The organism is Bradyrhizobium sp. AZCC 1578 (assembly GCF_036924675.1).
In the GTDB taxonomy this organism is placed as follows: Bacteria; Pseudomonadota; Alphaproteobacteria; order Rhizobiales; family Xanthobacteraceae; genus Bradyrhizobium.
In genome coordinates, this window is the sequence record NZ_JAZHRZ010000001.1 from 6,443,299 (window position 1) to 6,466,459 (window position 23,161).

General features: G+C 61.1%; 21 protein-coding genes. 14 read left to right on the plus strand and 7 right to left on the minus strand.

What is annotated here, in order from left to right; translation table 11 throughout:
- The first annotated feature begins 256 nt into the window (after positions 1 to 256).
- Positions 257 to 3,607 (plus strand): adenylate/guanylate cyclase domain-containing protein, encoded by a 3,351-nt coding sequence (locus tag V1290_RS30680; protein WP_334367831.1) that lies wholly within the window; start codon positions 257 to 259, stop codon positions 3,605 to 3,607.
- Positions 3,608 to 3,663: 56 nt separating this feature from the next.
- On the opposite strand, the gene V1290_RS30685 is transcribed toward V1290_RS30680, so the two are convergent.
- The 5 genes from V1290_RS30685 to V1290_RS30705 all read right to left on the minus strand — a co-directional run bounded on the left by V1290_RS30685 (position 3,664) and on the right by V1290_RS30705 (position 8,060).
- On the minus strand, positions 3,664 to 4,941 hold the full coding sequence (locus V1290_RS30685; RefSeq protein WP_334367832.1) for a patatin-like phospholipase family protein: 1,278 nt from the start codon (positions 4,939 to 4,941) through the stop codon (positions 3,664 to 3,666).
- Positions 4,942 to 5,042: 101 nt separating this feature from the next.
- Positions 5,043 to 5,945, minus strand: coding sequence for an encapsulin (locus tag V1290_RS30690; RefSeq protein WP_334367833.1), 903 nt, complete (start codon positions 5,943 to 5,945; stop codon positions 5,043 to 5,045).
- Positions 5,946 to 5,982: 37 nt separating this feature from the next.
- Positions 5,983 to 6,237 carry a hypothetical protein gene (locus tag V1290_RS30695; protein WP_334367834.1) on the minus strand — a complete coding sequence of 85 codons (255 nt, stop codon included), beginning with the start codon at positions 6,235 to 6,237 and terminating at the stop codon, positions 5,983 to 5,985.
- A 378-nt stretch (positions 6,238 to 6,615) separates the two neighbouring features.
- A complete protein-coding gene (locus V1290_RS30700) occupies positions 6,616 to 6,831 on the minus strand; it encodes a patatin-like phospholipase family protein (protein WP_334367835.1) in 216 nt (71 codons plus the stop codon).
- A gap of 383 nt (positions 6,832 to 7,214) precedes the next feature.
- Positions 7,215 to 8,060 (minus strand): uroporphyrinogen-III synthase, encoded by an 846-nt coding sequence (locus V1290_RS30705; protein ID WP_334367836.1) that lies wholly within the window; start codon positions 8,058 to 8,060, stop codon positions 7,215 to 7,217.
- Positions 8,061 to 8,204: 144 nt separating this feature from the next.
- Here V1290_RS30705 and purU point away from each other — a divergent pair, with 144 nt between their 5' ends.
- The gene (purU, locus tag V1290_RS30710; RefSeq protein ID WP_334367837.1) at positions 8,205 to 9,068 is read left to right on the plus strand and encodes a formyltetrahydrofolate deformylase; all 864 of its coding nucleotides are present in this window, start codon (positions 8,205 to 8,207) and stop codon (positions 9,066 to 9,068) included.
- Here the strand turns inward: purU and V1290_RS30715 are convergent.
- Complete coding sequence (locus tag V1290_RS30715; RefSeq protein ID WP_334367838.1) at positions 9,065 to 9,343, minus strand: hypothetical protein; 279 nt, start codon at positions 9,341 to 9,343, stop codon at positions 9,065 to 9,067. The genes purU and V1290_RS30715 overlap by 4 nt on opposite strands.
- A 352-nt stretch (positions 9,344 to 9,695) precedes the next feature.
- Between V1290_RS30715 and V1290_RS30720 the strand changes: the two genes are divergently transcribed.
- From V1290_RS30720 to V1290_RS30770, 11 genes are all read left to right on the plus strand, one after another.
- Positions 9,696 to 10,868, plus strand: a complete 1,173-nt coding sequence (locus tag V1290_RS30720) for an ABC transporter substrate-binding protein (protein ID WP_334367839.1) — start codon at positions 9,696 to 9,698, stop codon at positions 10,866 to 10,868.
- A gap of 168 nt (positions 10,869 to 11,036) precedes the next feature.
- Entirely contained in the window at positions 11,037 to 11,906 is an 870-nt protein-coding gene (locus tag V1290_RS30725; protein ID WP_213290901.1) for a branched-chain amino acid ABC transporter permease, read from the plus strand.
- A gap of 7 nt (positions 11,907 to 11,913) precedes the next feature.
- A complete protein-coding gene (locus V1290_RS30730) occupies positions 11,914 to 12,945 on the plus strand; it encodes a branched-chain amino acid ABC transporter permease (protein ID WP_334367840.1) in 1,032 nt (343 codons plus the stop codon).
- Positions 12,942 to 13,694, plus strand: coding sequence for an ABC transporter ATP-binding protein (locus V1290_RS30735; protein ID WP_334367841.1), 753 nt, complete (start codon positions 12,942 to 12,944; stop codon positions 13,692 to 13,694). Before V1290_RS30730 ends, V1290_RS30735 begins: the two co-directional genes overlap by 4 nt.
- On the plus strand, positions 13,687 to 14,403 hold the full coding sequence (locus tag V1290_RS30740) for an ABC transporter ATP-binding protein (protein ID WP_334367842.1): 717 nt from the start codon (positions 13,687 to 13,689) through the stop codon (positions 14,401 to 14,403). Before V1290_RS30735 ends, V1290_RS30740 begins: the two co-directional genes overlap by 8 nt.
- Before the next feature lie 19 nt (positions 14,404 to 14,422).
- On the plus strand, positions 14,423 to 15,544 hold the full coding sequence (locus V1290_RS30745) for a cobalamin-independent methionine synthase II family protein (RefSeq protein ID WP_334367843.1): 1,122 nt from the start codon (positions 14,423 to 14,425) through the stop codon (positions 15,542 to 15,544).
- Between the two features lie 159 nt (positions 15,545 to 15,703).
- A complete protein-coding gene (locus V1290_RS30750; RefSeq protein ID WP_334369225.1) occupies positions 15,704 to 17,056 on the plus strand; it encodes a hypothetical protein in 1,353 nt (450 codons plus the stop codon).
- 60 nt (positions 17,057 to 17,116) lie between these two features.
- Positions 17,117 to 18,310, plus strand: coding sequence for a methionine adenosyltransferase (metK, locus tag V1290_RS30755; protein ID WP_334367844.1), 1,194 nt, complete (start codon positions 17,117 to 17,119; stop codon positions 18,308 to 18,310).
- Between the two features lie 129 nt (positions 18,311 to 18,439).
- On the plus strand, positions 18,440 to 19,873 hold the full coding sequence (gene ahcY / locus V1290_RS30760) for an adenosylhomocysteinase (RefSeq protein ID WP_334367845.1): 1,434 nt from the start codon (positions 18,440 to 18,442) through the stop codon (positions 19,871 to 19,873).
- A 198-nt stretch (positions 19,874 to 20,071) separates the two neighbouring features.
- Positions 20,072 to 21,538 (plus strand): flavin-containing monooxygenase, encoded by a 1,467-nt coding sequence (locus V1290_RS30765; RefSeq protein WP_334367846.1) that lies wholly within the window; start codon positions 20,072 to 20,074, stop codon positions 21,536 to 21,538.
- Between the two features lie 159 nt (positions 21,539 to 21,697).
- Positions 21,698 to 21,850, plus strand: coding sequence for a hypothetical protein (locus V1290_RS30770; RefSeq protein WP_334367847.1), 153 nt, complete (start codon positions 21,698 to 21,700; stop codon positions 21,848 to 21,850).
- 328 nt (positions 21,851 to 22,178) lie between these two features.
- On the opposite strand, the gene V1290_RS30775 is transcribed toward V1290_RS30770, so the two are convergent.
- A complete protein-coding gene (locus tag V1290_RS30775) occupies positions 22,179 to 22,493 on the minus strand; it encodes an EthD family reductase (RefSeq protein ID WP_057848059.1) in 315 nt (104 codons plus the stop codon).
- 339 nt (positions 22,494 to 22,832) lie between these two features.
- On the opposite strand from V1290_RS30775, the gene V1290_RS30780 reads away from it, so the two are divergent.
- Positions 22,833 to 23,087, plus strand: coding sequence for a hypothetical protein (locus V1290_RS30780; RefSeq protein WP_334367848.1), 255 nt, complete (start codon positions 22,833 to 22,835; stop codon positions 23,085 to 23,087).
- Positions 23,088 to 23,161: the final 74 nt, after the last annotated feature.

Genomic DNA, 23,161 nt, shown 5'->3' on the forward strand with positions numbered 1-23,161 from the left:
GGCAGGTATTCATCAGACTGGCGGCGAGGTACCTGCAATGCCGGCTTTCGGGGGTAAAGCATACGCGGATCAGCCGCGCCGTGATGTCCGCAAGTTGACCCCCTGACAGACATCGCGCTTGGCAGCGTCCACTTTTCGCCGGGGGCCACGGTGTTACATTGGGCGAGAAGTCCAACGATCGGCGCTTCCGTCGACAGATGTGCCTTCGCAACGCTCTCCGATGTGCTATTCTCGTTGTATAAGCCATAGGTATACCATGACCGGTATTGCAGAGTGGCTGGCATCGATCGGTTTGGGCGAGTACGCCGAGCGATTCCGCGAGAACGCCATCGACCTCTCGGTTGTTCGAGATCTCACGGAGCAGGACCTAAAGGACTTGGGCGTCCTGCTTGGGCATCGCCGCAAAATGCTGCGCGCAATCGTAGAACTTCAGGGAGAGGTTACGCGAACACCTCGAACGGGCACCAAGCCGACGTCGGCGGACAACGCCGGGCGGCGTCAACTTACAGTCATGTTTTGCGATTTGGTCGGCTCGTCGGCACTTTCGGCCCGCCTTGATCTGGAGGACTTGCGGGCCGTAATGGGCACCTATCACCGCTGCATCGCAGAGGTTATCGCCCAGAATGAGGGCGTTATCGCGCGGTACATGGGAGATGGCGTGCTCGCCTATTTCGGCTATCCCCAGGCGCACGAGGATGATGCTGAACAGGCGACACGCGCCGGGCTGGCGCTGGTCGATGCCGTGGCCAAGCTCCGGACAGACCCCGCCACCGAGCTACAGGTTCGCGTTGGCATCGCTACCGGTATGGTGGTCGTGGGCGATTTGACCGGCGAAGGCTCGGCTCAAGAGCAGACGGTCATTGGCGAGACGCCGAACCTGGCTGCGCGGCTACAGACGTTCGCCAATCCCGGTACCGTGCTGATTTCCGAGAGTACGCACCGGCTCACTGATGGGCATTTCGAATTCCGGAATCTCGGCCCTGTCGCGCTCAAAGGATGGCCGGAGCCAATACCAGCCTGGCAGGTCCTGGGAACGACCGAAGTCGAAAGCCGTTTCGAGGCACAGCACAAAACCCGATTGGCGCCGCCAATTGGGCGTGACGAGGAAATCGAGATGCTGTTGCGTCGCTGGCAGCATGCCAGGCGTGGCGAAGGTTGCGCCGTGATGCTCACCGGAGAGCCCGGTATCGGCAAGTCGCACATTGCCCAGGCGCTTGACGAGCGGCTCCAAGCCGAACCGCACATCACGGTGCGTCAGTTCTGCTCGGCGCACCACACTAACAGTGCGCTGTATCCATTCATCCGCCAGCTCGAACGCGCTGCCCGGTTCGAGCGGAGCGACCCGCCGGCAGAGAAGTTCGCGAAGCTTGAAGCGCTGCTCGTACGGGCTGATGCCGACCGCGTACTGCTGCCTCTGGCCAGCCTTCTGTCGCTACCACCCAGTGACCGCTACCGCATGCCGGAGCTGAGCCCGCAGAAGCGCAAGGAGATGACATTGGCGGCATTTTTGACTCAGCTCAATGGCTTGGCGGCGCGACAGCCAGTGTTCATCATTGTTGAGGATGTCCATTGGGCGGATCCGACGTCGCTGGAGCTGCTCACGATGACCTTGGAACAGGTGTCGCGGCTTCGGGTGCTGCTGCTCATCACCGCGAGGCCAGAGTTCACGCCGCCCTGGCCAGGTCATGCGCATGTGACGACGATCTCGCTCACGCGCCTGAACCGACGCAACGGGGCGGCGTTAATCGAACGCGTCACCGCCGGCAAGACGCTGCCGGAAGAGGTAATGGACCAGATCCTCGCCCGCACCGATGGCGTGCCCCTGTTCGTGGAGGAACTGACCAAGACGGTGCTCGAAACCGGGCTGCTGCATGAGCAGGACGATCACTATGTCCTCAACCGTCCTCTGCCCTCGATGGCGATCCCGACGACATTGCACGCATCACTGATGGCGAGGCTCGATCGATTGGCTCCGGTCAGGGAGGTGGCTCAGATCGGCGCTGTGGTGGGTCGCGAGTTCTCCTACGAACTGCTGAGCACCGTAGCTGGGTTGCCAAAAGAGAGACTTGAGGAGGCGCTTGCCCAGTTGGTTCGGTCGGAGTTGATATTCTGCCGGGGCGAGATACCGCAGGCGGTCTATTCCTTCAAGCACGCGCTTGTGCGGGACGCTGCCTATTCGGGACTCCTGAAGAGCCGACGCGCAGCGCTGCATGCCACGATCGCAGACGCCTTCGAGCAACGGTTCCCGGAAATTGTGGAGACTCAACCCGAAACTCTCGCGCACCATCTGACGGAGGCCGGGCTGTTCCAAAAGGCGGAGGCATATTGGCTGCACGCCGGCAAGAAGGCGGCCATGCGCTCGGCCAACCTTGAGGCCATCGCGCACTTGCAACGAGGTATCGAGGCCTCGGGCCATCTGCCGGACAGCGCGCGAAAGGACAGGTTGGAACTTGACTTCCAGTTCGCTCTCGGGCCCTGCCTGATCGCTACCCAAGGGCCAGCCTCGAACAAGGCGATGGCAACCTTTGCCCGAGCGCGTGAGCTGTGCGAGCGCCTGGGAGACCCTCCCGAGCAACTCCAGGTGATGTTCTGGTTGACCACCGCGAGCGTAATGCGCGGTGAGTTGCCGCTGGCCGAGGAAACGATCGTGGCCCTGCTCCAACTCGCCGAAGCGCGCGACGATCGACCGGCGTTGCTCAACGCGATGCGCGGGCAGGGGATGATCCGCCTCTTCATGGGGCACCTCACCGCCGCCCATGAAGTGATCGAACGCGCCTACGAAGCGTTCGAGGCGAGCAGCGAGGAGGATAGGCTGGCGGCGCGTGTGGCGGGCCAGGATGCCGGCGTGGCCGACCTGGCGCTGATGTCGTGGGCTCTCTGGCTGCTCGGCCACGCCGATACGGCAATTATGCGAATGGACGCTGCCATTCACCGCGCCGACGCCATCGGTCATCCGCACTCGCAGGCGTATGCTTGTTACTATGCATGCATTCTTCACGCCCTTCGTGGCGAGTTCCTGACTGCGCAAGGCCATGCCGAACGCTGTATCGCCCTGTCGGAGGAGCATGGATTCCGGCAATGGCGCTTGGCGCGCGCCATTCGGGGCATATGCGTGGCGTCGCTCGATCCTTCACCGAGCGCACTCGGGGAGATCCGTTCCGCGTTGGACGAATATCGTAGCGCAGGTTATCAGCTGGCCATCACCGCGCTCTACGTGCTTTTGTGTCCGCCATTGTTGATTGGTCACGACTACGAAGCCGCGCTGAAATTGATCGAGCACGGCCTCGCTACAACCAGCCGCAACAGCGAACGAATTTTGGAGGCCGAACTGTATCGGCTGAAGGCACGGGTGCTAGTCGTCCGCGGCGGACCAGGCGTCGAAGTCGAGGCGCAGGCACTGCTCGACCAGGCATTAAACACGGCAAGAAGCCAACACGCCAAGACGCTTGAACTTCGAGCCGCGATAGACCAAGCCGCGCTGTGGATCGATCAGGGCAGACGCGAGGAAGTGCTCGATTTCTTCGCGCCGATCTGCGCCTCGTTCAGCGAGGGTTTTGACACGCAAGACCTAAAGCAGGCAAAGGCTTTGCTCGACCAGCTGCGGTGACCGAGACTACAGATGTCCAATCCGGCATCTGCCTGGCGAGCCAATCAAGGCCTCCCTCATCCTGCCGTTGCGCGCCGTTCAGCGGCTTGCTTTAGATCTTTGTGATAATCGAGCAGCCTTCGCCATCCCATCTCGTCTTTCTCTGAAGGAGCCTCGTTTATAAAATGTGGCTTGTTGTGCGGCTTTTCTTTTATCTCTCTGCCATACACTGCAATTGCTTGATCCGCAGCGGCTTTCCCCAGCTTTCGCCCGTTATCCAGATTGCTGTGATTCCATTTGAAATTGATGTGCCCCGGCACGTGAATCTCGACGACTGTGCCGTTCCATTCCTTCCCTGTTCCCGGATTGTCATACCGGACATGGTATTTGAACAGCTTGACGTCATCTTCGCCAACGGTTGCTGCGAACAATTGGCAAAGATTTGCCAAGGCATCATGAAGATTTTCCGGTTTTCGGATTTGCTTCGAATCGACGATCCTGCTCACCCATATTTCGTCTAGATTGGGGTGTTCCTCGAGTAAGTTCCAGAAGTTGACCGTGTCGACCAAAGCTCCTTCGCAGTATGTAACTCCGTCGATCTCTACGGTTCCCTCGACGAAGGGAAGGGCCGAACACGCACATAGAGAGCGTGCATCGATAGGACCCTTGTACTCTTTTGTATTTTTCATTTCACAATTGGAAAACAATGCGAGCTTCTGTTCGTCGAGATTCCACGCGTTGTGAAAGATGGCTGGCTTTCCTTGCTTTTCCAGCTCCTCGAAATTTATACTCTTCATAAACTCGCTATCGGGATAGTTGATCCTGGACAGGCCGTTGACATTGGACAAGTACATCATCGATGTGAGATAACGGACGAAGGGATTGGTCGCCATCGCTTGGTTGAGAATCCATCTATTGAAGTCTCCTTCATCCAATCTTTTAAACTTTTTCTTTTTACCGGGCAGCTGATTGGACACGAGCTCCATGGAGTCCTGGAAGACATCCATCACCTTGTACGGGTCCCATAGGAAGTCTTTATAATTGCTGGGGTCGGTGACGAAGTTATTCAGAGCTTGTATGTTGCTTCGCCAATCCGGTCCGAAGACGGTGTTTATAGGAAAGCGCTTATAGCTTTCGTCATCTCGAAAAACGCCATTCTTGAAGAATTGATAAGTCTTTTCGACCTTATCTTCGTTGTCACCCCACTGATTGTAAACGATCCCAACCCAAGCGCCGATGCAGGATAGTGCCCACACATCAAACGTTATACCGTTGGCGACAAGAGCTTCCAGAACCCCGATGTGCAGCCCTGCTGCCGGTCCACCACCACCAAGCGCAATTGCTCTCTTCACCATTGATTCCTCCATTTAATCTGTTGCGTGGTTCAATTTGAACATTCTCCGATCGAGCTTTTGAATTACACGAAGAGTTGTTGCTTGCACTGCGGTGGGTGGCGCTATGGCGGGAACAACAGCTGCACCGCAGCTTCCGGCTCCTTGCGACGCATCGCGAGCACGCCGTAGACTCGGAAGCGGTACTGATCCTGCGCGGTCGTTTCGATGAAGCGCAGCGTTGGTTCTACAGCAACGACTCGGTCTGCGGGCTCGCCTCCGACCGAAACAAGCACTCCTTCTTCCGCATCAAGCGCCGGGGAACGTCGAATGGGCGATGCTAAAAGAGGCTCTATCTGGTCCTTTGGAAGCACCAGCGCGGGTGCGTTCGGTGTGAGGGCGGCGATGAAAGCATCGCGTCCGAGAATCAGGTGATATGGCCCCATGTGTCCGGCTGCTTCCAAAATGACAATCGCTTCGGCTACGGCCGAAACGATGCGGGGGCCGTAACCGAATCCGCCCCCCGTAGCATTCACTAGCTGATGCGGCCGGCGGCGCGGGCCGTAGGCGACATTGCGAGCACCACCAGCCAAGCCATCATAGTTCGCGCGGTCCTGCCCGCGTTGAATATCCGCGCGCCTCGGCAGGGCGCGACCATCTGGCCGATAGCCGTTAGCAACGACTGCTAGGCCGCGAAGAAGTACCTCATCCTCGATGCGAGCAAAGTCGCTCGCGGCGCGTCGAGCCAATGAAAGTGCGCGCGTGAGCTCGGGTTGCTGTACCTGCTGCTTATCCAAGAAGAACTGGACCGAGATTTCGGGTAGCGGGATCGTCGTCACGTCATCGATGGTGCGCGTCAGAGCGTCGATCCGATCAATGGCGACTGTCTTGTCGTTTGCACCGACTTTCATCGTCGGAATCACTTGTTCCACGACCCGAACGCGTTTCACTTCCGATGCGACTGCCGCGTCGATGGCCCCCCACTGCTGCTGTGTCCAATCAACTCCCAATCGTTGAGCGTCACCCATTGTGTGCTCCTTCCTGGTCCATCCGGGGCTATGGCTTTCACTTCCTGCCCTTCGCTTCGCCTCTCTTCTGATCAGCCAATTTCGCGCGTTCTTCCTCGAGCTTCGTTTTCGCTGCTTCTTCATCGTCACAGGAATGCACGATCGTCCAGGTCCGGGGGACCCATCGCTCCCTGAAGGCCGTTTCGTCGGCTTCAAGCTCGTTCTCCGGCTCATTATCTGGCGGTTTGCTGCCGTAAAAAATCAGGAGCTCACGTGTGTCCGTGCTCACAACGTAATATTTAAAGTTTGGCATGATACTTGCTCCTACTCAGACGTAACGTTGACCTACAGCTCCAGGTAGCGCAGAACCTCGAAATGCTTTCGAGGATCCTCGCTCTGTCGATCAGGACGGCGGATGCTGTCCGCGTGATCAGCTCGATACGTTGTAGCCCTCCGACCTAAGCCTGTTCAGGGACATCGTTGGGTCTTCTTGCTTAGTCGGGAATGTACGGATTCCCAGAGGAAGCCTTTGTCGTTGTCGCGGTCGGTGACGAAGTTATTCAGAGCCTTTATGTTGCTTGCGCCAATCCGGTATGTTGCTTGCGCCAATCCGGTCCGAAGATGGTGTTTGTCGGAAAGCGCGCATAGCTTTAGTCCTCCCGAAAAACTCCATCCTTGAAGAATGGATAGGTCAGGTCGGCCCCGTCTTTGTGTTCAACTTTTTGTTTTCAATTTTATCGCCGGATTGATTGTAAACAATGCCAACCCAGGCGCCGATGCAGGACAATGCCCACACATCAAACGTTATCTTCGGCTTTATGTCGGCAGCGGCAATAGCTTCCAGAACCCCGATGTGCAGGCCGGCTGCGGGACCACCGCCGCCGAGCGTAATCGCTCTCTTCACCATAGGTTCCTCCATCTAATTTATCGTGCGGCTTATTCTCCGATCAAGTTTCTGAATTGCGTGAAGAGGATGAGATTAATCGTTTTTGGGATCATTGGAAAGCGCGGTGGACGTCGATGTTCGACGCTTTCTCGGACCTGCTGATCGCACTAGCGCACATCCGCTAAGAGCCCGGGCTCGCGTATCGTGCGCGGTTACGTTTGGCCCTCTCGTGCATTTGTGAACCAGTTCACGTGAGATATTAATCGCTGACGATGGAGTAGCTGTAGTCCATTCGTGACTTCCGTTAGCCCCTCGTTGACATGCGAAGATCAGCGCGTAATGTCCACTTTAGCGGTAAAGCGGACGTTGGGCCGGTCACAAGCATCTGGCGTGTGGATGAACTGTCAGCTTCCGGCAGCCGCGCGCGGCGGATGCTTGCCAAGCTCCGCCGCCATCGCCGAGATCAGCGGCCGCATGAAGAATGCGTCCTCCGCCGGATAGATGTCGGTGCGCAGGCCGTGGGACTTCAATTCATGTGACACCGCCGGTCCGACGGATGCGATCGGGGTGCGATCGAGCCCTTCGCGTAACCGGTCCTCGCAGCCGCGCGCACGCGCGACTTCGATCAGGCGACGAATCTGGCCGAGATTGGTGAGCGCGATCGCGTCGATGCGGCCGGCCGCCATCTCGTCGATCGCATTGATGATGTTAGTGTCGGCGGCCTGTGCGTCGTAGACGTAAGGCAGCACGGTATCGACCTCGGCCCCTTGCGCCTTGATCGCGCCGATCAGGACGCTGTGGTCCTTGTCCGGATAGAGCTGCAAGCCGAGGCGATGGCCGCTGAGGTCGAGGCGTGACAGCATCTCGGCGACGCCTTCGGAGGTTGGCTTCTCCGTCGTCATCTGTGGTTCCAGCCCGATTTCGCGCAGCGCCTTGCCCGGCTTGGGACCACGGGCGAATTTGCGTGCGTTGCCGAGGGCGGCAATGAATTCCTGCTCGACGCCGATGCGCCGGACCACCTTCATCAGCCGGCGCAGGCCTTCGCCCGTCATCAGCACCAAATCGTCGAAGGGCTTTTCGATCGACCGCCTGATCCAGGCTTCGACCGGCGCCGGGTCCGGCGCATCGTGGATGGTGAACATCGGGCATTGCAGCACGTCGGCGCCCTGCTCGGTGAGCAGGCGGGAGAACTGCGCTTCCTCGCGCGTTTCCAGGATCAGGATGCGGTAACCGTTCAATCTGTCAGCCATGATCTCGCTCCAACGCTTTTGCTTCGCGCTTTGTTCATCCTGACCCCGGTTTCCGGATTGGCGCAAGCGCGTCTGCGGTGATAGAGCAGGGCCGCAAATCCGAGGTTTTCACCCTTCTGCCTGAATTGTAGTCAAGTCAGCGCCATGCCCGATCACCAATTCGTCCTGACCCTGTCCTGCCCGGATCGCCCCGGCATCGTTTCCGCGGTGTCGACCTTTCTGGCCCATAACGGTCAGAACATTTTGGATGCCCAGCAGTTCGACGACGTCGAGACCATGAAATTCTTCATGCGGGTGGTGTTCACCGCCGCCGATCTCGCCGTCGAATTGCAGGCGCTGCAGACCGGCTTTGCCGCGATCGCCGAGCGCTTCAACATGGACTGGCAGATGCGCGACCGCGCCAATCGCCGCCGGGTGATGCTGCTGGTTTCCAAGTCGGATCATTGCCTGGTCGACATCCTCTATCGCTGGCGCACCGGCGAACTCGAGATGATACCGACCGCGATCGTTTCCAACCATCCGCGCGAGACCTACAGCTCGCTCGATTTCGGCGAGATCCCGTTCCACTATTTGCCGGTGACGAAGGAAACCAAGCGCGAGCAGGAAGAGGCGGTCTGGAAACTGGTTCAGGACACAAAGACCGATCTCGTCGTGCTGGCGCGCTACATGCAGATCCTGTCGGACGAAATGTCGGCAAAACTGTCCGGGCGCTGCATCAACATCCACCATTCGTTCCTGCCGGGCTTCAAGGGCGCGCGTCCCTATCACCAGGCCCATGAGCGCGGCGTCAAGCTGATCGGCGCCACCGCGCACTACGTCACCCGCGACCTCGACGAAGGCCCGATCATCGACCAGGACGTCGAGCGCATCAGCCATCGCGATACGCCTGAAGATCTCTCGCGCAAGGGCCGCGACATTGAACGCCGCGTGCTGGCGCGTGCCATGCGCCATCATCTCGAGGACCGCGTCATCCTCAACGGCCGCAAGACCGTGGTGTTTATGGATTAGCGCGCCGCATCCTTGGATGCGGGAGCCGGGTTGGTCTCCTTGTCGCGCTCGGAAGCCGGCATCAGGCGCTTTCGCTCGCGCTCCCGCATGTACTCGTCATACTTCGCCGTTCCCGGACGCGGCGGCGCGTCGGCGGGCAGGCCGCCGGCCCAGGCCGGAATGGCATCGCTGACGCCGGCTGAGACTTTCTCGTTGATGGTCCCACAGCCGCTCAAGCCGCAGCCCGCGAGGGCAACGGTGACGATCGTGACAATGTGGCGCGCGCTGGTCGGCATCGGCAGAAGACTACAACCTTAACCGTTTAAGGATGATGGATTTAGGGCGCTGCTCTGGGAACCGGCGAGAGCGGTTCTTTGTTGACAGGACCATTTCATTTGTACAATCGTACAAATGAGGCGGCAATCGCGGGAGGTTCGGGCAAGCGATATCGGATCGTATTGTACCATCCGTCACATCTTTTGCGGCTATGCGGCTTCTTCGCTGCGACCCGCCAATGGTCCGATTGACAAAAGGGCGGCCAAGGACGCCATGTTGCCGCGCTGCCCGGCGGAAAATTCTGGGTTATGGTGAGATCAAGGGCCGGGGACTCGGTTCGAGACACAAGGCCGATCAGGGGGAGAGATGCTCATGTCTATTCGCAGTCAAATATTGCTGGCCGCAGGCTCGGTCGCCGCGATGCTGGCGCTTGCGCCGGCCCACGCCCAACACGCCGTCAAGATCGGCCTGATCCTGCCGATGACCGGCGGCCAGGCCTCGACCGGCAAGCAGATCGACAACGCGGTCAAGCTCTACATGCAGCAGAACGGCGATACCGTCGCCGGCAAGAAGATCGAAGTCATCCTGAAGGACGACGGTGCGGTTCCCGACAACACCAAGCGCCTCGCGCAGGAACTGATCGTCAACGACAAGGTCAATTTCATCGCAGGTTTTGGCGTGACGCCCGCTGCGCTCGCGGCGGCGCCGCTGGCGACGCAGGCCAAGGTTCCCGAAATCGTGATGGCGGCGGGCACGTCGATCATCACGGAGCGCTCGCCCTATATCGTCCGCACCTCCTTCACGCTGGCGCAGTCGTGCACCATCATCGGTGATTGGGCCGCGAAGAACGGCATCAAGAAGGTCGCGACGCTGACCTCCGACTACGCGCCCGGCAACGACGCGCTGAACTTCTTCAAGCAGAACTTCACCGCCGGCGGCGGGGAGATCGTCGAAGAGGTGAAGGTGCCGCTGCAAAACCCTGATTTTGCTCCGTTCTTGCAGCGCATGAAGGATTCCAAGCCCGACGCCGTGTTCGTGTTCGTGCCGGCAGGCCAAGGCGGCAACTTCATGAAGCAGTATGCCGAGCGCGGCCTCGACAAGGCGGGCATCAAGGTGATCGGCCCCGGCGACGTGATGGACGACGACCTGCTCAACGGCATGGGCGACGCGGCGCTCGGCACGGTGACGGCCCATCTCTATTCGGCCGCGCATCCCTCGGCCGCGAACAAGGAATTCGTCGCCGCCTACAAGAAGGCGTTCGGCCAGCGCCCGGGCTTCATGGCGGTCGGCGGCTATGACGGCATCCGGTTGATCTACGAGGCGCTGAAGAAGACCGGCGGCAAGACCGACGGCGACGCGCTGATCGCGGCGATGAAGGGCGCAAAGTGGGAAAGCCCCCGCGGCCCGATCATGATCGATCCGGAAACCCGCGACATCGTGCAGAACATCTACATCCGCAAGGTCGAGAAGGTCGACGGCGAACTCTACAACGTCGAGTTCGCGACCTTCGAGGCGGTGAAGGATTCGGGCAAGACGAAGAAGTGACCGAAGGTCATTCCGGGGCGCATCTCCCGCTCTCTCCACGTCATGCCCGGGCTTGACCCGGGCATCCACGCCCCTCAACGGGAAGTCGTGGATGGCGGGGACAAGCCCGGCCATGACGATGCCGTTGATTTCGTGTCCCTCGCTAGCATTGTTAGACTTCGCTGACCAATGACCACGCTATTCACCATCCTGTTCGACGGTGTCGCCTACGGCATGCTGCTGTTCGTGCTCGCCTGCGGGCTGGCGGTGACACTCGGGTTGATGAATTTTGTCAATCTGGCTCATGGCGCCTTCGCCATGACCGGCGGCTATATCTGCGCGGTGCTGGTCAACAACCAGGGTTGGCCGTTCTTTTCCGCGCTGCCGCTGGCCTTTGTTACGGCTGCGCTGGTTGGCGTGGCGCTGGAGCGCACGCTCTATCGCCACCTCTACACCCGCAGCCATCTCGACCAGGTGCTGTTCACGATCGGCCTCACCTTCATGTCGGTGGCGGCAGTCGATTACATCATGGGATCGTCGCGGATTTTCATCAAACTGCCGGCGGCGCTGGAGGGACAGTTCGACTTCTTCGGCGTCGGCATCGGCCGCTACCGGCTGATGATCATCGTGATCTGCGGCCTGCTCACGGTGGCGCTGCAATTGATTTTGGCGAAAACCCGTTTCGGCAGCCGCCTGCGCGCAGCGGTGGACGATCCGCGCGCCGCTAGCGGCCTCGGCATCAACGTGCCGCAGGTGTTTGCGTTCACCTTCGCCTTTGGCTGCGGCCTTGCCGGCCTCGGCGGTGCGCTGAGCGCCGAGATCCTCGGGCTTGATCCGTATTTTCCGCTAAAATTCATGATCTACTTTTTGATCGTGGTCACCGTAGGCGGCTCCTCCAGTATCACCGGGCCGTTCCTGGCATCGCTGCTGCTCGGCATCGGCGACGTCGCCGGCAAATATTACGTGCCGAAGATGGGACCGTTCGTCATCTACACCATCATGATCGTTATCCTGATCTGGCGTCCGAACGGTCTGTTCGGCCGCGCCGCCGCGCGATGAGTCCGCGATGACCGCAGCCTCCGACGTCTCATCCCATGCCATCGCCCGCGCCCGCTGGCGCCCGGCCGAGATCGCGTTCTGGATTCTCGCGCTGTCCTGCGCGTTCCTGTTTCCGTCCCGCTATCTGATCATGACCGATATCTTGCGGCTGGCGTTGTTCACGCTGTCGCTCGATCTGATCCTCGGCTACGCCGGCATTGTCTCGCTGGGGCACGCCGCGTTCTTTGGCGTCGGCGCCTATTCGGCCGGGCTGCTGGCGCTGCATGGCATCATCAACGAGCCGGTAATCGCGCTGGTCGTCGCCGGCCTCGTCGCCATGGTGCTCGGTTTCCTCACCAGTTTCCTCGTCATCCGCGGCGTCGACCTCACACGGCTGATGGTGACGCTCGGCATTGCGCTGCTGCTCGAAGCGCTGGCGGAACGGTTCTCCAATATCACCGGCGGCACCGACGGGCTGCAGGGCATCGAGATGCAGCCGATCCTCGGCCTGTTTGCGTTCGACATGTTCGGCAAGACCGGATTCTTCTATTCGCTGATCGTGCTGTTCCTGCTGTTTCTGCTGGCGCGGCGGATCGTGAATTCGCCGTTCGGCCTGTCGCTGCGCGCGATCAAGAATAATCCGCTGCGGGCGTCGGCCATCGGCGTGCCCGTCAACCGACGCCTGATCGCGATCTATACGATCGCCGCGTTCTACGCCGGCATTGCCGGGGCGCTGTTCACCCAGACCACGGCGCTGGCCTCGCTCGACGTGTTCGCGTTCGAGCGCTCGGCCGATCTGATGCTGGTGCTCGTGATCGGCGGCACCGGCTATCTCTATGGCGGGCTGATCGGCGCCGTCGTGTTCAAGATGCTGCAGGAGCTGTTTCAGACCATCACGCCGCAATACTGGCTGTTCTGGATCGGTCTCGTGCTGGTCGTGATGGTGTTGATCGGCCGCGAACGCATCCATCGCTGGGTGCTTTGGGGGCCGAACCTCGTCATCCGTCAGGTCTTCGGACGCAAGGCCGTCGTGGCCGTTCCCGAAAGTGATGCGCCATGACGATCGCGCTCGAAACCAGGGGGCTGGAAAAATCCTTCGGCGGCTTGCGGGTCACGCGCGAGCTGTCGCTGAAGGTGGAGCAGGGCGCTCGCCATGCCCTGATCGGGCCCAACGGCGCCGGCAAGACCACCGTCATCAATTTGCTGACCGGCGTGCTCAAGCCCAATGCGGGACGGATCCTGCTCGAGGGCAACGACATCACCGATTTGCCGGTGCACAAGCGAGTGCTGCGTGGGCTGTCGCGCACCTTCCAGATCAATCAGCTCTATGCCGACCTGACCCCGCTCGAAACGGTCGGGCTCGCCGTCTCGGAACGTCTCGGCCGCGGCGGAGACTGGTGGCGGCGGATGGGCACGCGCGACGAGGTCAATCAGGAGGTCGCGGAAACGCTGGGACGTTTTCATTTGCTTGACGTAATGAACGAGCGCACCGCGACGCTGCCTTACGGCAAACAGCGCCTGCTCGAGATCGCTGTCGCCATTGCAACCCGGCCCCGCGTGCTGCTGCTCGACGAGCCCGCTGCCGGTGTGCCCGAGAGCGAGCGTCACGATATTCTGGCGGCGGTCGCTGCCCTGCCGCGCGACGTCACGGTGCTGCTGATCGAGCACGACATGGATCTGGTGTTCTCCTTCGCCGACCGTATCTCGGTGCTGGTCAACGGCGCCATGCTGGTGGAAGGCCCGCCGGACGAAGTGGCGCGCGATCCGCAAGTGAAGGCGGTCTATCTCGGCGAGGCGGCCCATGCCTGAGCTTCTCGCCATCGATGCCTTGCGCGCCGGCTACGGCGAAGCCGTGGTGTTGCCTTCGATGTCGCTGTCGCTGGGCGAGGGTCAGGTGCTGGCGCTGCTGGGGCGCAACGGCACCGGCAAGACCACGCTGATCAATTCGATCGTCGGCATCACCCGCCGTTTCGGCGGCACGATTGCGCTCGGCGGGCTCGACATCACCGCGATGCGCCCGGACCAGCGGGCGCGGGCCGGGATCGGCTGGGTACCGCAGGAACGCAACATCTTTCGCTCGCTGACGGTCGAGGAGAACATGACCGCGGTGGCCCAGCCCGGACTATGGACCGTGGAGAAAGTCTACGAGATGTTTCCGCGGCTGAAGGAGCGCCGCAACAATTTTGGCAACCAGCTTTCCGGCGGCGAGCAGCAGATGCTGGCGATCGGCCGCGCACTGACCCTCAATCCCAAGGTGTTGCTGCTGGACGAGCCGACCGAGGGACTGGCGCCGATCATCGTTGAAGAATTATTAAGGGCGCTCGGCACCATCACCCGGGCAGGCGGCATCTGTTCGATCATTGTCGAGCAGAATGCGCAAAAGATTTTGGGGCTGGCCGATCGGGTTGTGATATTGGAACGCGGCGCAATCGTGCATGATGCGGCAAGCCACGCGTTGAAGGCCGATCCCGCCGTGCTCGAACGCTATCTCGGCGTCGCCGGCGCGGCCGCCCACTAGATTTATGGGAGTTGAGACCATGCAGAGAACAAAGCCCCCGTTCCGCGCCGACGAGGTCGGCAGTCTGTTGCGTCCGCCGCGCATCAAGGAAGCGCGCGCCAAGCTGGAGAAGGGTGAGATCACGGCGGAGGAGCTGCGCAAGGCCGAAGACCTCGAGATCGAAAAGGTCGTGCACAAGCAGGCCTCGATCGGCCTGAAGCTCGCGACCGATGGCGAGTTCCGCCGCTCCTGGTGGCATTTCGACTTTCTTAGCCATCTCACCGGCTGTGAGCTGTTCCACCCCGAAACGGGCATCCAGTTCGCCGGCGTGGAAACGAGGCACGACGCCGTCCGCGTGATCGGCAAGCTCGACTTCCCCGACAATCATCCGATGCTGGATCACTTCCGCTTCCTGAAGAAGCATGCTGATACAGCTCACGTCACGCCGAAGATGACGATCCCGTCGCCCGCTGTGCTGCATTTCCGCGGCGGCCGCAAGTCGATCTCGAAGGAGGTCTATCCCGATCTCGAGGAGTTCTTCCTCGACCTCGGCAAGACCTATCGCAAGGCGGTGAAGGCGTTTTATGACGCCGGCTGCCGTTACCTGCAATTCGACGACACCGTATGGGCCTATCTCTGCTCGCAGGACGAACTGCAGAAGGCGCGCGATCGCGGCGACAACCCCGACGGCCTGCAGGAAATCTATGCGCGCGTCATCAACTATGCACTTGCGGAGCGCCCGGCCGACATGGTGATCACGACGCACGTCTGTCGCGGCAATTTCCGCTCCACCTGGATTTCGTCCGGCGGCTACGAGCCGGTGGCCGAGACCATGCTGGCCGGCACCAACTACGACGGCTATTTCCTGGAATATGATTCCGACCGCGCCGGCGGCTTCGAGCCGCTGCGCTACCTGCCGAAGGGTAACAAGGTGGTCGTGGTCGGCGTCATCACCTCGAAGTTCGGCGAGCTCGAGAAGAAGGACGACATCAAGCGCCGCCTCGATGAGGCCGCCAAGTTCGCCCCGCTCGACCAGCTCGCAGTATCGCCGCAATGCGGCTTTGCCTCGACCGAGGAAGGCAACATCCTCTCCGAGGAAGAGCAGTGGGCCAAGCTCAGCCTCGCGGTCGAAGTGGCCAACGAGGTTTGGGGGAAGTCGTAGGCTCTCGGCCGTCATTACGCGGAGCGTGAGCGGCGGGCGTTCGCCTCGCAATGACAGCGCTTGGGCCGGGCAGGGATTCATTTCCCCCAGTGGGCAGATGGTGGTAGGACAACCTGGCCAACTACCGCTGCCCACCACGACTTCCCAAGCCCCGGCCCGATGAAAAACGACCAGATCCTCAGCCAGATCACCGAGTTCTGCCGCCAGGCCGACATGGCGGAGACGACGTTCGGACGCAGGGCGGTCAACGACGGCAAGCTGGTGCAGCGGCTGCGCGAGGGCAAGCGCATCACTATCGATACGCTGGACCGCATCCAGGCCTATATCGCGGCGTCCACCGGCGCGCTGCCGCCGCCGCGCGGCCTTGAAGTGCCGCCCGAAAAGCGCGATCCCCGGGGCAATTTCCGCTTCTTCGAGAACCGGCAGAAATACCTGCTGTTCGTGCATACCTGCAGCGAAAAGCGGGTGATTGCCGAGCGGGTGGCGCTGGAATTGTCCAGCCTGCATCCGCGGCCGCCGGCGCTCAGGGTATTCGACGCGGGAGTCGGCGACGGCACGGTGCTCGCGCGGGTGATGCGCTCGATGCACGGCCGTTTCCCCCATATGCCGTTCTATATCGCCGGCAAGGAGTTGAGCCTGGAGGACGTACGCCTGACGCTCGACAAGGTGCCGGACCGGCTGTTCGAGCACCCGGCGACCGTCATCGTCCTGACCAACATGCACTATGCGGAGGCGCCCTGGCTGACGCCGGCCTCGCCTGCGGCAGCCGCGGGCATGATCTGGCACGAAGTGGCCCTGCGGGGGGCCTCGTCGGGGGAATTCGAGGCCCAGATCGCCGAATTGGGGCCGTTTCTGGAACAGAACTGGCGCGCCAATATCAGCCCCAAATCGGGCATGCCGATCTATGAGCGGCCGGTGGCGCTGGTGCTGTACCGGGAGGACCACCGGTTCCTGCTTGATTCGATCATCCCACGGGCCGGTCGGACCGAGGCCAATTTCGACCTTGTGATCGCTTCCCAGCCCTATCGGGCAAAATCCTCTGTGAATTTCCGCGCCAAGCGGATCATTGCACCGCTGGCCCGGTCGCTTCGGGCAGGGGGCCGATTGATTGGAATTCACTCCCACGGGCAGGATCCAGGCCTGGAAATCATCCAGTCAGTCTGGCCGGGAGAAAATCCTTTCGCCGTGAGCCGTCATGAGCTATTGCGCGCGGTGAAATACGAGCTGGGGTCGGCCGGGCGGGACCTTAATTTTAATGCCTACGCCGATAACCGTTCCATCTTCCGTTATGATATGGAAGCGCTGCCCAACGAGGTCACCGGCTCGATCGGAACCTCAACGGCCTTTGCAGCGTGGAATGCGGCGGTGTATGTCGCCCAGATCGAAGACGACCGGTTGACCGAAATGACTGAAAACAGCCGGACGCTCGATGCCACCAGAGAGGTTCTGCGCAAGCATAACGGGCTTTGGTTTTACGACGAATCCTACGTCATTTCGCGGCGTCGCGACTGACATTCCAGGATACACAACACAGACAGCCGCCGGGGTCCGGCGGGAACAAGGGGTTTGTTGATGCGCGCCTCCTATCTCTTCACCAGCGAGTCGGTTTCCGAGGGTCATCCGGACAAGGTTTGCGATCGAATCTCGGACGAGATCGTCGACCTGTTCTACCGGGAAGGCCCGAAGGCGGGCATCGACCCCTGGCAGATCCGCGCGGCCTGCGAAACGCTTGCCACCACCAACAAGGTCGTCATCGCTGGCGAAACGCGCGGCCCGGAATCGGTCACCAATGAACAGATCGAAAACACCGTGCGCGAGGCGATCAAGGACATCGGCTACGAGCAGGAGGGTTTCCACTGGAAGACCGCCGACATTGAAATCCTGCTGCATCCGCAGTCCGCTGACATCGCGCAGGGCGTCGACGCCAAGCAGCCCAGCAACCAGGAGGAGGGCGCGGGCGACCAGGGCATCATGTTCGGCTACGCCACCAACGAGACGCCTGACCTGATGCCGGCGCCGATCTTCTACGCCCACAAGATCCTTCGGTTGATTTCCGAAGCGCGCCACTCCGGCCGCGAGAAGGTGCTGGGTCCGGATTCCAAGAGCCAGGTCACCGTACAGTACGAGAACGGCAAGCCGGTCGGCGTGCGCGAGATCGTGGTCTCGCACCAGCATCTGGTCGAGGACCTCACCTCCAATCAGATTCGTGACATCGTCGAACCCTATGTCCGCGAGGCGCTGCCGAAGGAATGGATCAACGGCAAGACCATCTGGCACATCAATCCGACCGGAAAATTCTACATCGGCGGTCCCGACGGCGATTCCGGTCTTACCGGCCGAAAGATCATCGTCGATACGTATGGCGGCGCGGCCCCGCATGGCGGCGGCGCCTTCTCCGGCAAGGACCCGACCAAGGTCGACCGTTCGGCCGCCTATGCCGCGCGTTATGTCGCCAAGAACATCGTCGCCGCCGGTCTCGCCGACCGCTGCACCCTGCAGCTCGCTTACGCGATCGGTGTGGCGCGTCCGCTGTCGATCTATATCGATACCCACGGCACTGGAAAGGTGCCGGAAGACCAGCTCGAGCAGGCAGCCGCGAAGGCGATGGATTTGACGCCGCGCGGCATCCGCACCCATCTCGATCTCAATCGCCCGATTTACGCGCGTACCGCAGCCTACGGCCATTTCGGTCGCACGCCCGATAATGAAGGCGGCTTCTCCTGGGAGAAGACCGATCTGGTCGAACCGCTCAAGCGCGCGGTTTAGTCTTAACAGCATCATTCCGGGGCACCGCGATAGCGGTGAACCCGGAATCTTTTTCCATGATTTCGAGATTCCGGGTTCGCGGCTCACGCGCGCCCCGGAATGACGAGCTCAAACAGAGGGAAACTCCCCATGACCACCGCCGCCGCCAAGAAGCCCGCCTTCACCGACTACATCGTCAAGGACATTTCGCTCGCCGAATTCGGCCGCAAGGAAATCTCGCTGGCCGAGACCGAGATGCCGGGCCTGATGGCGACGCGCGAGGAATACGGTCCGAAGCAGCCGCTGAAGGGCGCTCGCATCGCCGGCTCCCTGCACATGACGATCCAGACCGCGGTCTTGATCGAGACGCTGGCCGCACTCGGCGCCGACATCCGCTGGGTGTCGTGCAACATCTATTCGACGCAGGACCATGCGGCTGCCGCGATCGCCGCCGCCGGCATTCCGGTGTTTGCGGTGAAGGGCGAGACGCTCGCCGAATACTGGGACTACACCGCAAAGCTGTTCGACTGGCACGGCGGCGGCACGCCCAACATGATCCTCGATGACGGCGGCGATGCCACCATGCTGGTGCATGCCGGCTTCCGCGCCGAGCAGGGCGATACCGCCTTCCTCGACAAGCCGACTTCGGAGGAGGAGGAAATCTTCTATGCGCTCGTCAAGCGCCTCCTGAAGGAGAAGCCGAAGGGTTACTTCGCCGAGATCGCCAAGAACATCAAGGGCGTCTCGGAGGAGACCACCACGGGCGTGCACCGCCTCTACGATATGGCGAACAAGGGTACGCTGTTGTTCCCCGCCATCAACGTCAACGACAGCGTGACGAAATCGAAATTCGACAATCTCTACGGTTGCCGCGAGTCGCTGGTCGACGGCATCCGCCGCGGCACCGACGTCATGATGTCCGGCAAGACCGCGATGGTGGCGGGCTTCGGCGATGTCGGCAAGGGCTCGGCGGCGTCGCTGCGCCAGGCCGGCTGCCGCGTCATGGTCTCCGAAGTCGATCCGATCTGCGCGCTCCAGGCGGCGATGGAAGGCTATGAAGTCACGACGATGGAAGACGCAGCGCCCCGCGCCGACATCTTCGTTACCGCGACCGGCAACAAGGACATCATCACCATCGACCACATGCGCGCGATGAAGGATCGCGCCATCGTCTGCAACATCGGTCACTTCGATAACGAAATCCAGATCGCTGGCTTGCGTAACCTGAAGTGGACCAACATCAAGCCGCAGGTCGACGAGATCGAATTCCCCGACAAGCACCGCATCATCCTGCTGTCGGAAGGTCGCCTCGTAAACCTCGGCAACGCCATGGGTCATCCGTCCTTCGTGATGTCGGCGTCCTTCACCAACCAGACGCTGGCGCAGATCGAACTGTTCGCCAACAACAAGGACGGCAAGTACGAGAAGAAGGTCTACGTGCTGCCGAAGACGCTCGACGAGAAGGTGGCGCGGCTGCATCTCGCCAAGATCGGCGTCAAGCTGACCGAACTGCGCAAGGACCAGGCCGACTATATCGGCGTCAAGCCGGAAGGCCCGTTCAAGTCGGATCATTACCGCTACTGACTTCTCGTCGCGGGCGACGTCCTGAAGCACTACCAAGCCCCGGAGCGATCCGGGGCTTTTTGCTGATCGGTCGCACAACCTGCGACGGTTGAAGTTCAACAGTAAATTCCGATACAGCCTGTATCGTCGCAGCAACCTGACAATGCGAGTTGCAATTTCTGCCTGCTGGCCATTACATCTGAAAGCAGGGAGATCGCCATGACCGATACGGCAGAGCATTTCGACGTCCTCATTGTCGGCGCGGGACTGTCCGGCATCGGCGCGGGCTATCATTTGCAGGAGAAGTGCCCCGGCAAGAGCTACGTCATCCTCGAGGGGCGCGACTGCATCGGCGGCACCTGGGATCTCTTCCGCTATCCCGGCATCCGCTCCGACTCGGACATGTACACGCTCGGCTATTCGTTTCGGCCGTGGACCGAACCGAAGGCGATCGCCGACGGACCGCGGATCCTGAACTACGTGCGCCAGACCGCTGCCGACAACGGCATCGACAAGCACGTCCGCTTCCACCACCGCGTCAAACGCGCCGCGTGGTCGTCGCCGGATTCGCGCTGGACGGTGGAGGCCGAACGCAACGTGGGCGAGGGCGCGGCGGAGACCGTGCGCTTTACCTGCAATTTCCTGTTCATGTGCTCGGGCTATTACAAATACGAGGAAGGCTACACGCCGGATTTTTCGGGCACGGCGGACTTCGCCGGCCAGATCGTGCATCCGCAGAAGTGGCCCGAGGACCTCGACTATGCGGGAAAACGCGTGGTGGTGATCGGCTCGGGCGCGACCGCCGTGACGCTGGTGCCTGAGATGGCCAAGACCGCTGCGCACGTCACGATGCTGCAGCGTTCGCCGACCTATGTGGTGGCGCGGCCGGCGGAGGATGCGCTCGCCAACAAGCTGCGCCAAAAGCTCTCCGCCAAGCTCGCCTATCACCTGATCCGCTGGCGCAACGTGCTGTTCGGCATGTATTTCTTTCAGCTCTGCCGCCGCAAGCCCGAGCGCGCCAAGCAGTTGATCCTCGGCGGCGTCAAGATGGCGCTGGGGCCGGAATACGATGTCGGAAAGCACTTTACGCCGCGCTACAATCCGTGGGAGCAGCGGCTCTGCCTGGTGCCGGACGGCGATCTGTTCAAGTCGATCCGCGACAAGCGCGCCTCCGTCGTCACCAACGAGATCGACACTTTTACCAGGAGCGGCATCAAGCTGAAGGATGGCAGCGAGCTTGAAGCCGATATCATCGTCACCGCGACCGGACTGGTTCTGCAGGTGCTCGGCGGGCTCGAAGTCAGCGTCGACGGCCGCACGGTCGATTTCGCGCGAACGCTGAACTACAAGGGCATGATGTATTCGGACATTCCGAACCTGGCGGCCGCGTTCGGCTACACCAACGCGTCGTGGACGCTGAAATGCGATCTGACCTGCGAATATGTCTGCCGGCTGATCAACTATATGGACCGCAACGGCCACAAACAGTGCATGCCGCATAATGTCGATCCTGACGTCACCGAACTGCCGTCGCTCGATTTTTCCTCCGGCTATGTGCAGCGCTCGATCGCCAAACTGCCCAAGCAGGGCTCGAAGCGGCCGTGGCGGCTGTACCAGAACTACGCACTCGACATCGTCACGCTTCGTTACGGCAAGGTCGATGATGGCGTGATGCAGTATTCGTGAGCGATGCACCTTGCGAGGGTGCGTCCGGCCGTCCGATGCGTCGTTTCGCGTATACGTAGATGGCTTCGAATCGTCCAACATGTCCTCACGGTTAACGCCGGATTAACCGGCGTGTCGCACGCTGTGTAGCTTGCGGCCCCTGACAGCACGAGGACGCCCATGGACGCCCAACGAATTGCCGTCGACGCCATCGTGGCGCTGACCGATTGCGACCGCGATGCGGCGATCGCCTTCATCCGCAAGTTCTATCTGGCCGGGGTCCGCGACCCGAAGCGGCTGACGTTCAAGGGACTGCAGGCGCTGCGGGGTTGACGGCAGGGCGCTCTCTCCTCCGTCTTCCCTGGCTCCGTGCGCAATCGCGCACTCGGCGCAGGGACCCATAACCACCGGCCTACATTGTTGAAACGCAGCCGTCCCCCGAGTGCCCATTTCGCCGGTCGCGGCGTATGGGCCCCTGCGTTCGCAGGGGCGACAAGTTGAAGGGTTCTCGCCTCTATTCCGTCGTCCCTGCGCCGAGTGCGCGATTGCGCACGGAGGCAGGGACGAAGCGCATCAGAGAAGTACGATCGCCGAGAGATGGTGGGCACGGCGCAAGCGCGCCTTTGCCCACCCTATATCATTGCGAGCCGCGGCTGCGCCATCAGCCTACGACGACTTCGCTGATCTGGATCACCGGAGACTGGTCGGTATAGTTCGGGATGTCTGCCATGATCTCCTTGGCATGCGGCCCGAAGCCGGTCTGGAACGCCTCGATCGAGTCGCAGAAGATGTGGCACATGCCGACATAGGTGGCGGGAGCGCCGGGCGCGCCGCCGGCTAGGCCCTTGTCGACCGTGTAGGACTTGCAGGCGTCGCCCATGCGCGCTTTCACGAGCGGCATATGCTTGTCGCGGTAGTAGTCGTGATCGAAGCGCCCGCCGGGCGTATTGGGATACATCACGCTTACCTTGATCATGGACGTGCCCTCCGATTCTCGCGTTCGCCGTTATTCTCCGGCAATGCCCGAAATCTGTGTCAGTTTTGCGGATCTTGCAACCGGAAGACGGCATACCTTCGCCTCATCTTGCCGCTGCCGCACGTCTGCGCCGATATTCAGCGCGGGCAGGCCGGCCGATCGTTTCATTTGTAGGCAAATATTCTGCTGATGCTGGCGGGCGTATTCCGCACGTTCACGCCATCGCGCGCTTTCAAGCACGACTTTTCAAATCGTGGTGAGAGCCGCCGCATGGCTATCCGCTTTTGCGCTGCGATACCCAATTGGATGGAGTGATTTCACGATAAGAGGATATCACCAATGACCAAGTCTATCCCAGCACTCGCCGCCGCGTTTCTGATGACCGCGATCGCAACGCCCGTGTTCGCGCAACCCGCGATCCAGGAGCCCGGTGCCTATTCCTTCTATCATCCCAATGCCGACGTGCTCGGCGGCCGGCCGTCATACCGGTCATTCAATCAATCCAATGCCTATTACAACGAGGCCGCACCCGCGCCGGCGCCGCGAATGCGGCAGAGGTCCGTCACGCCGAGGAATCATCGCAGGGCGCAGTAGCCGTTAGCAGTAGCAGGATGAGCCGTCGGGCGCATTGGCGCGACACGCTACCATATCTGGCTACTTGGCTATTT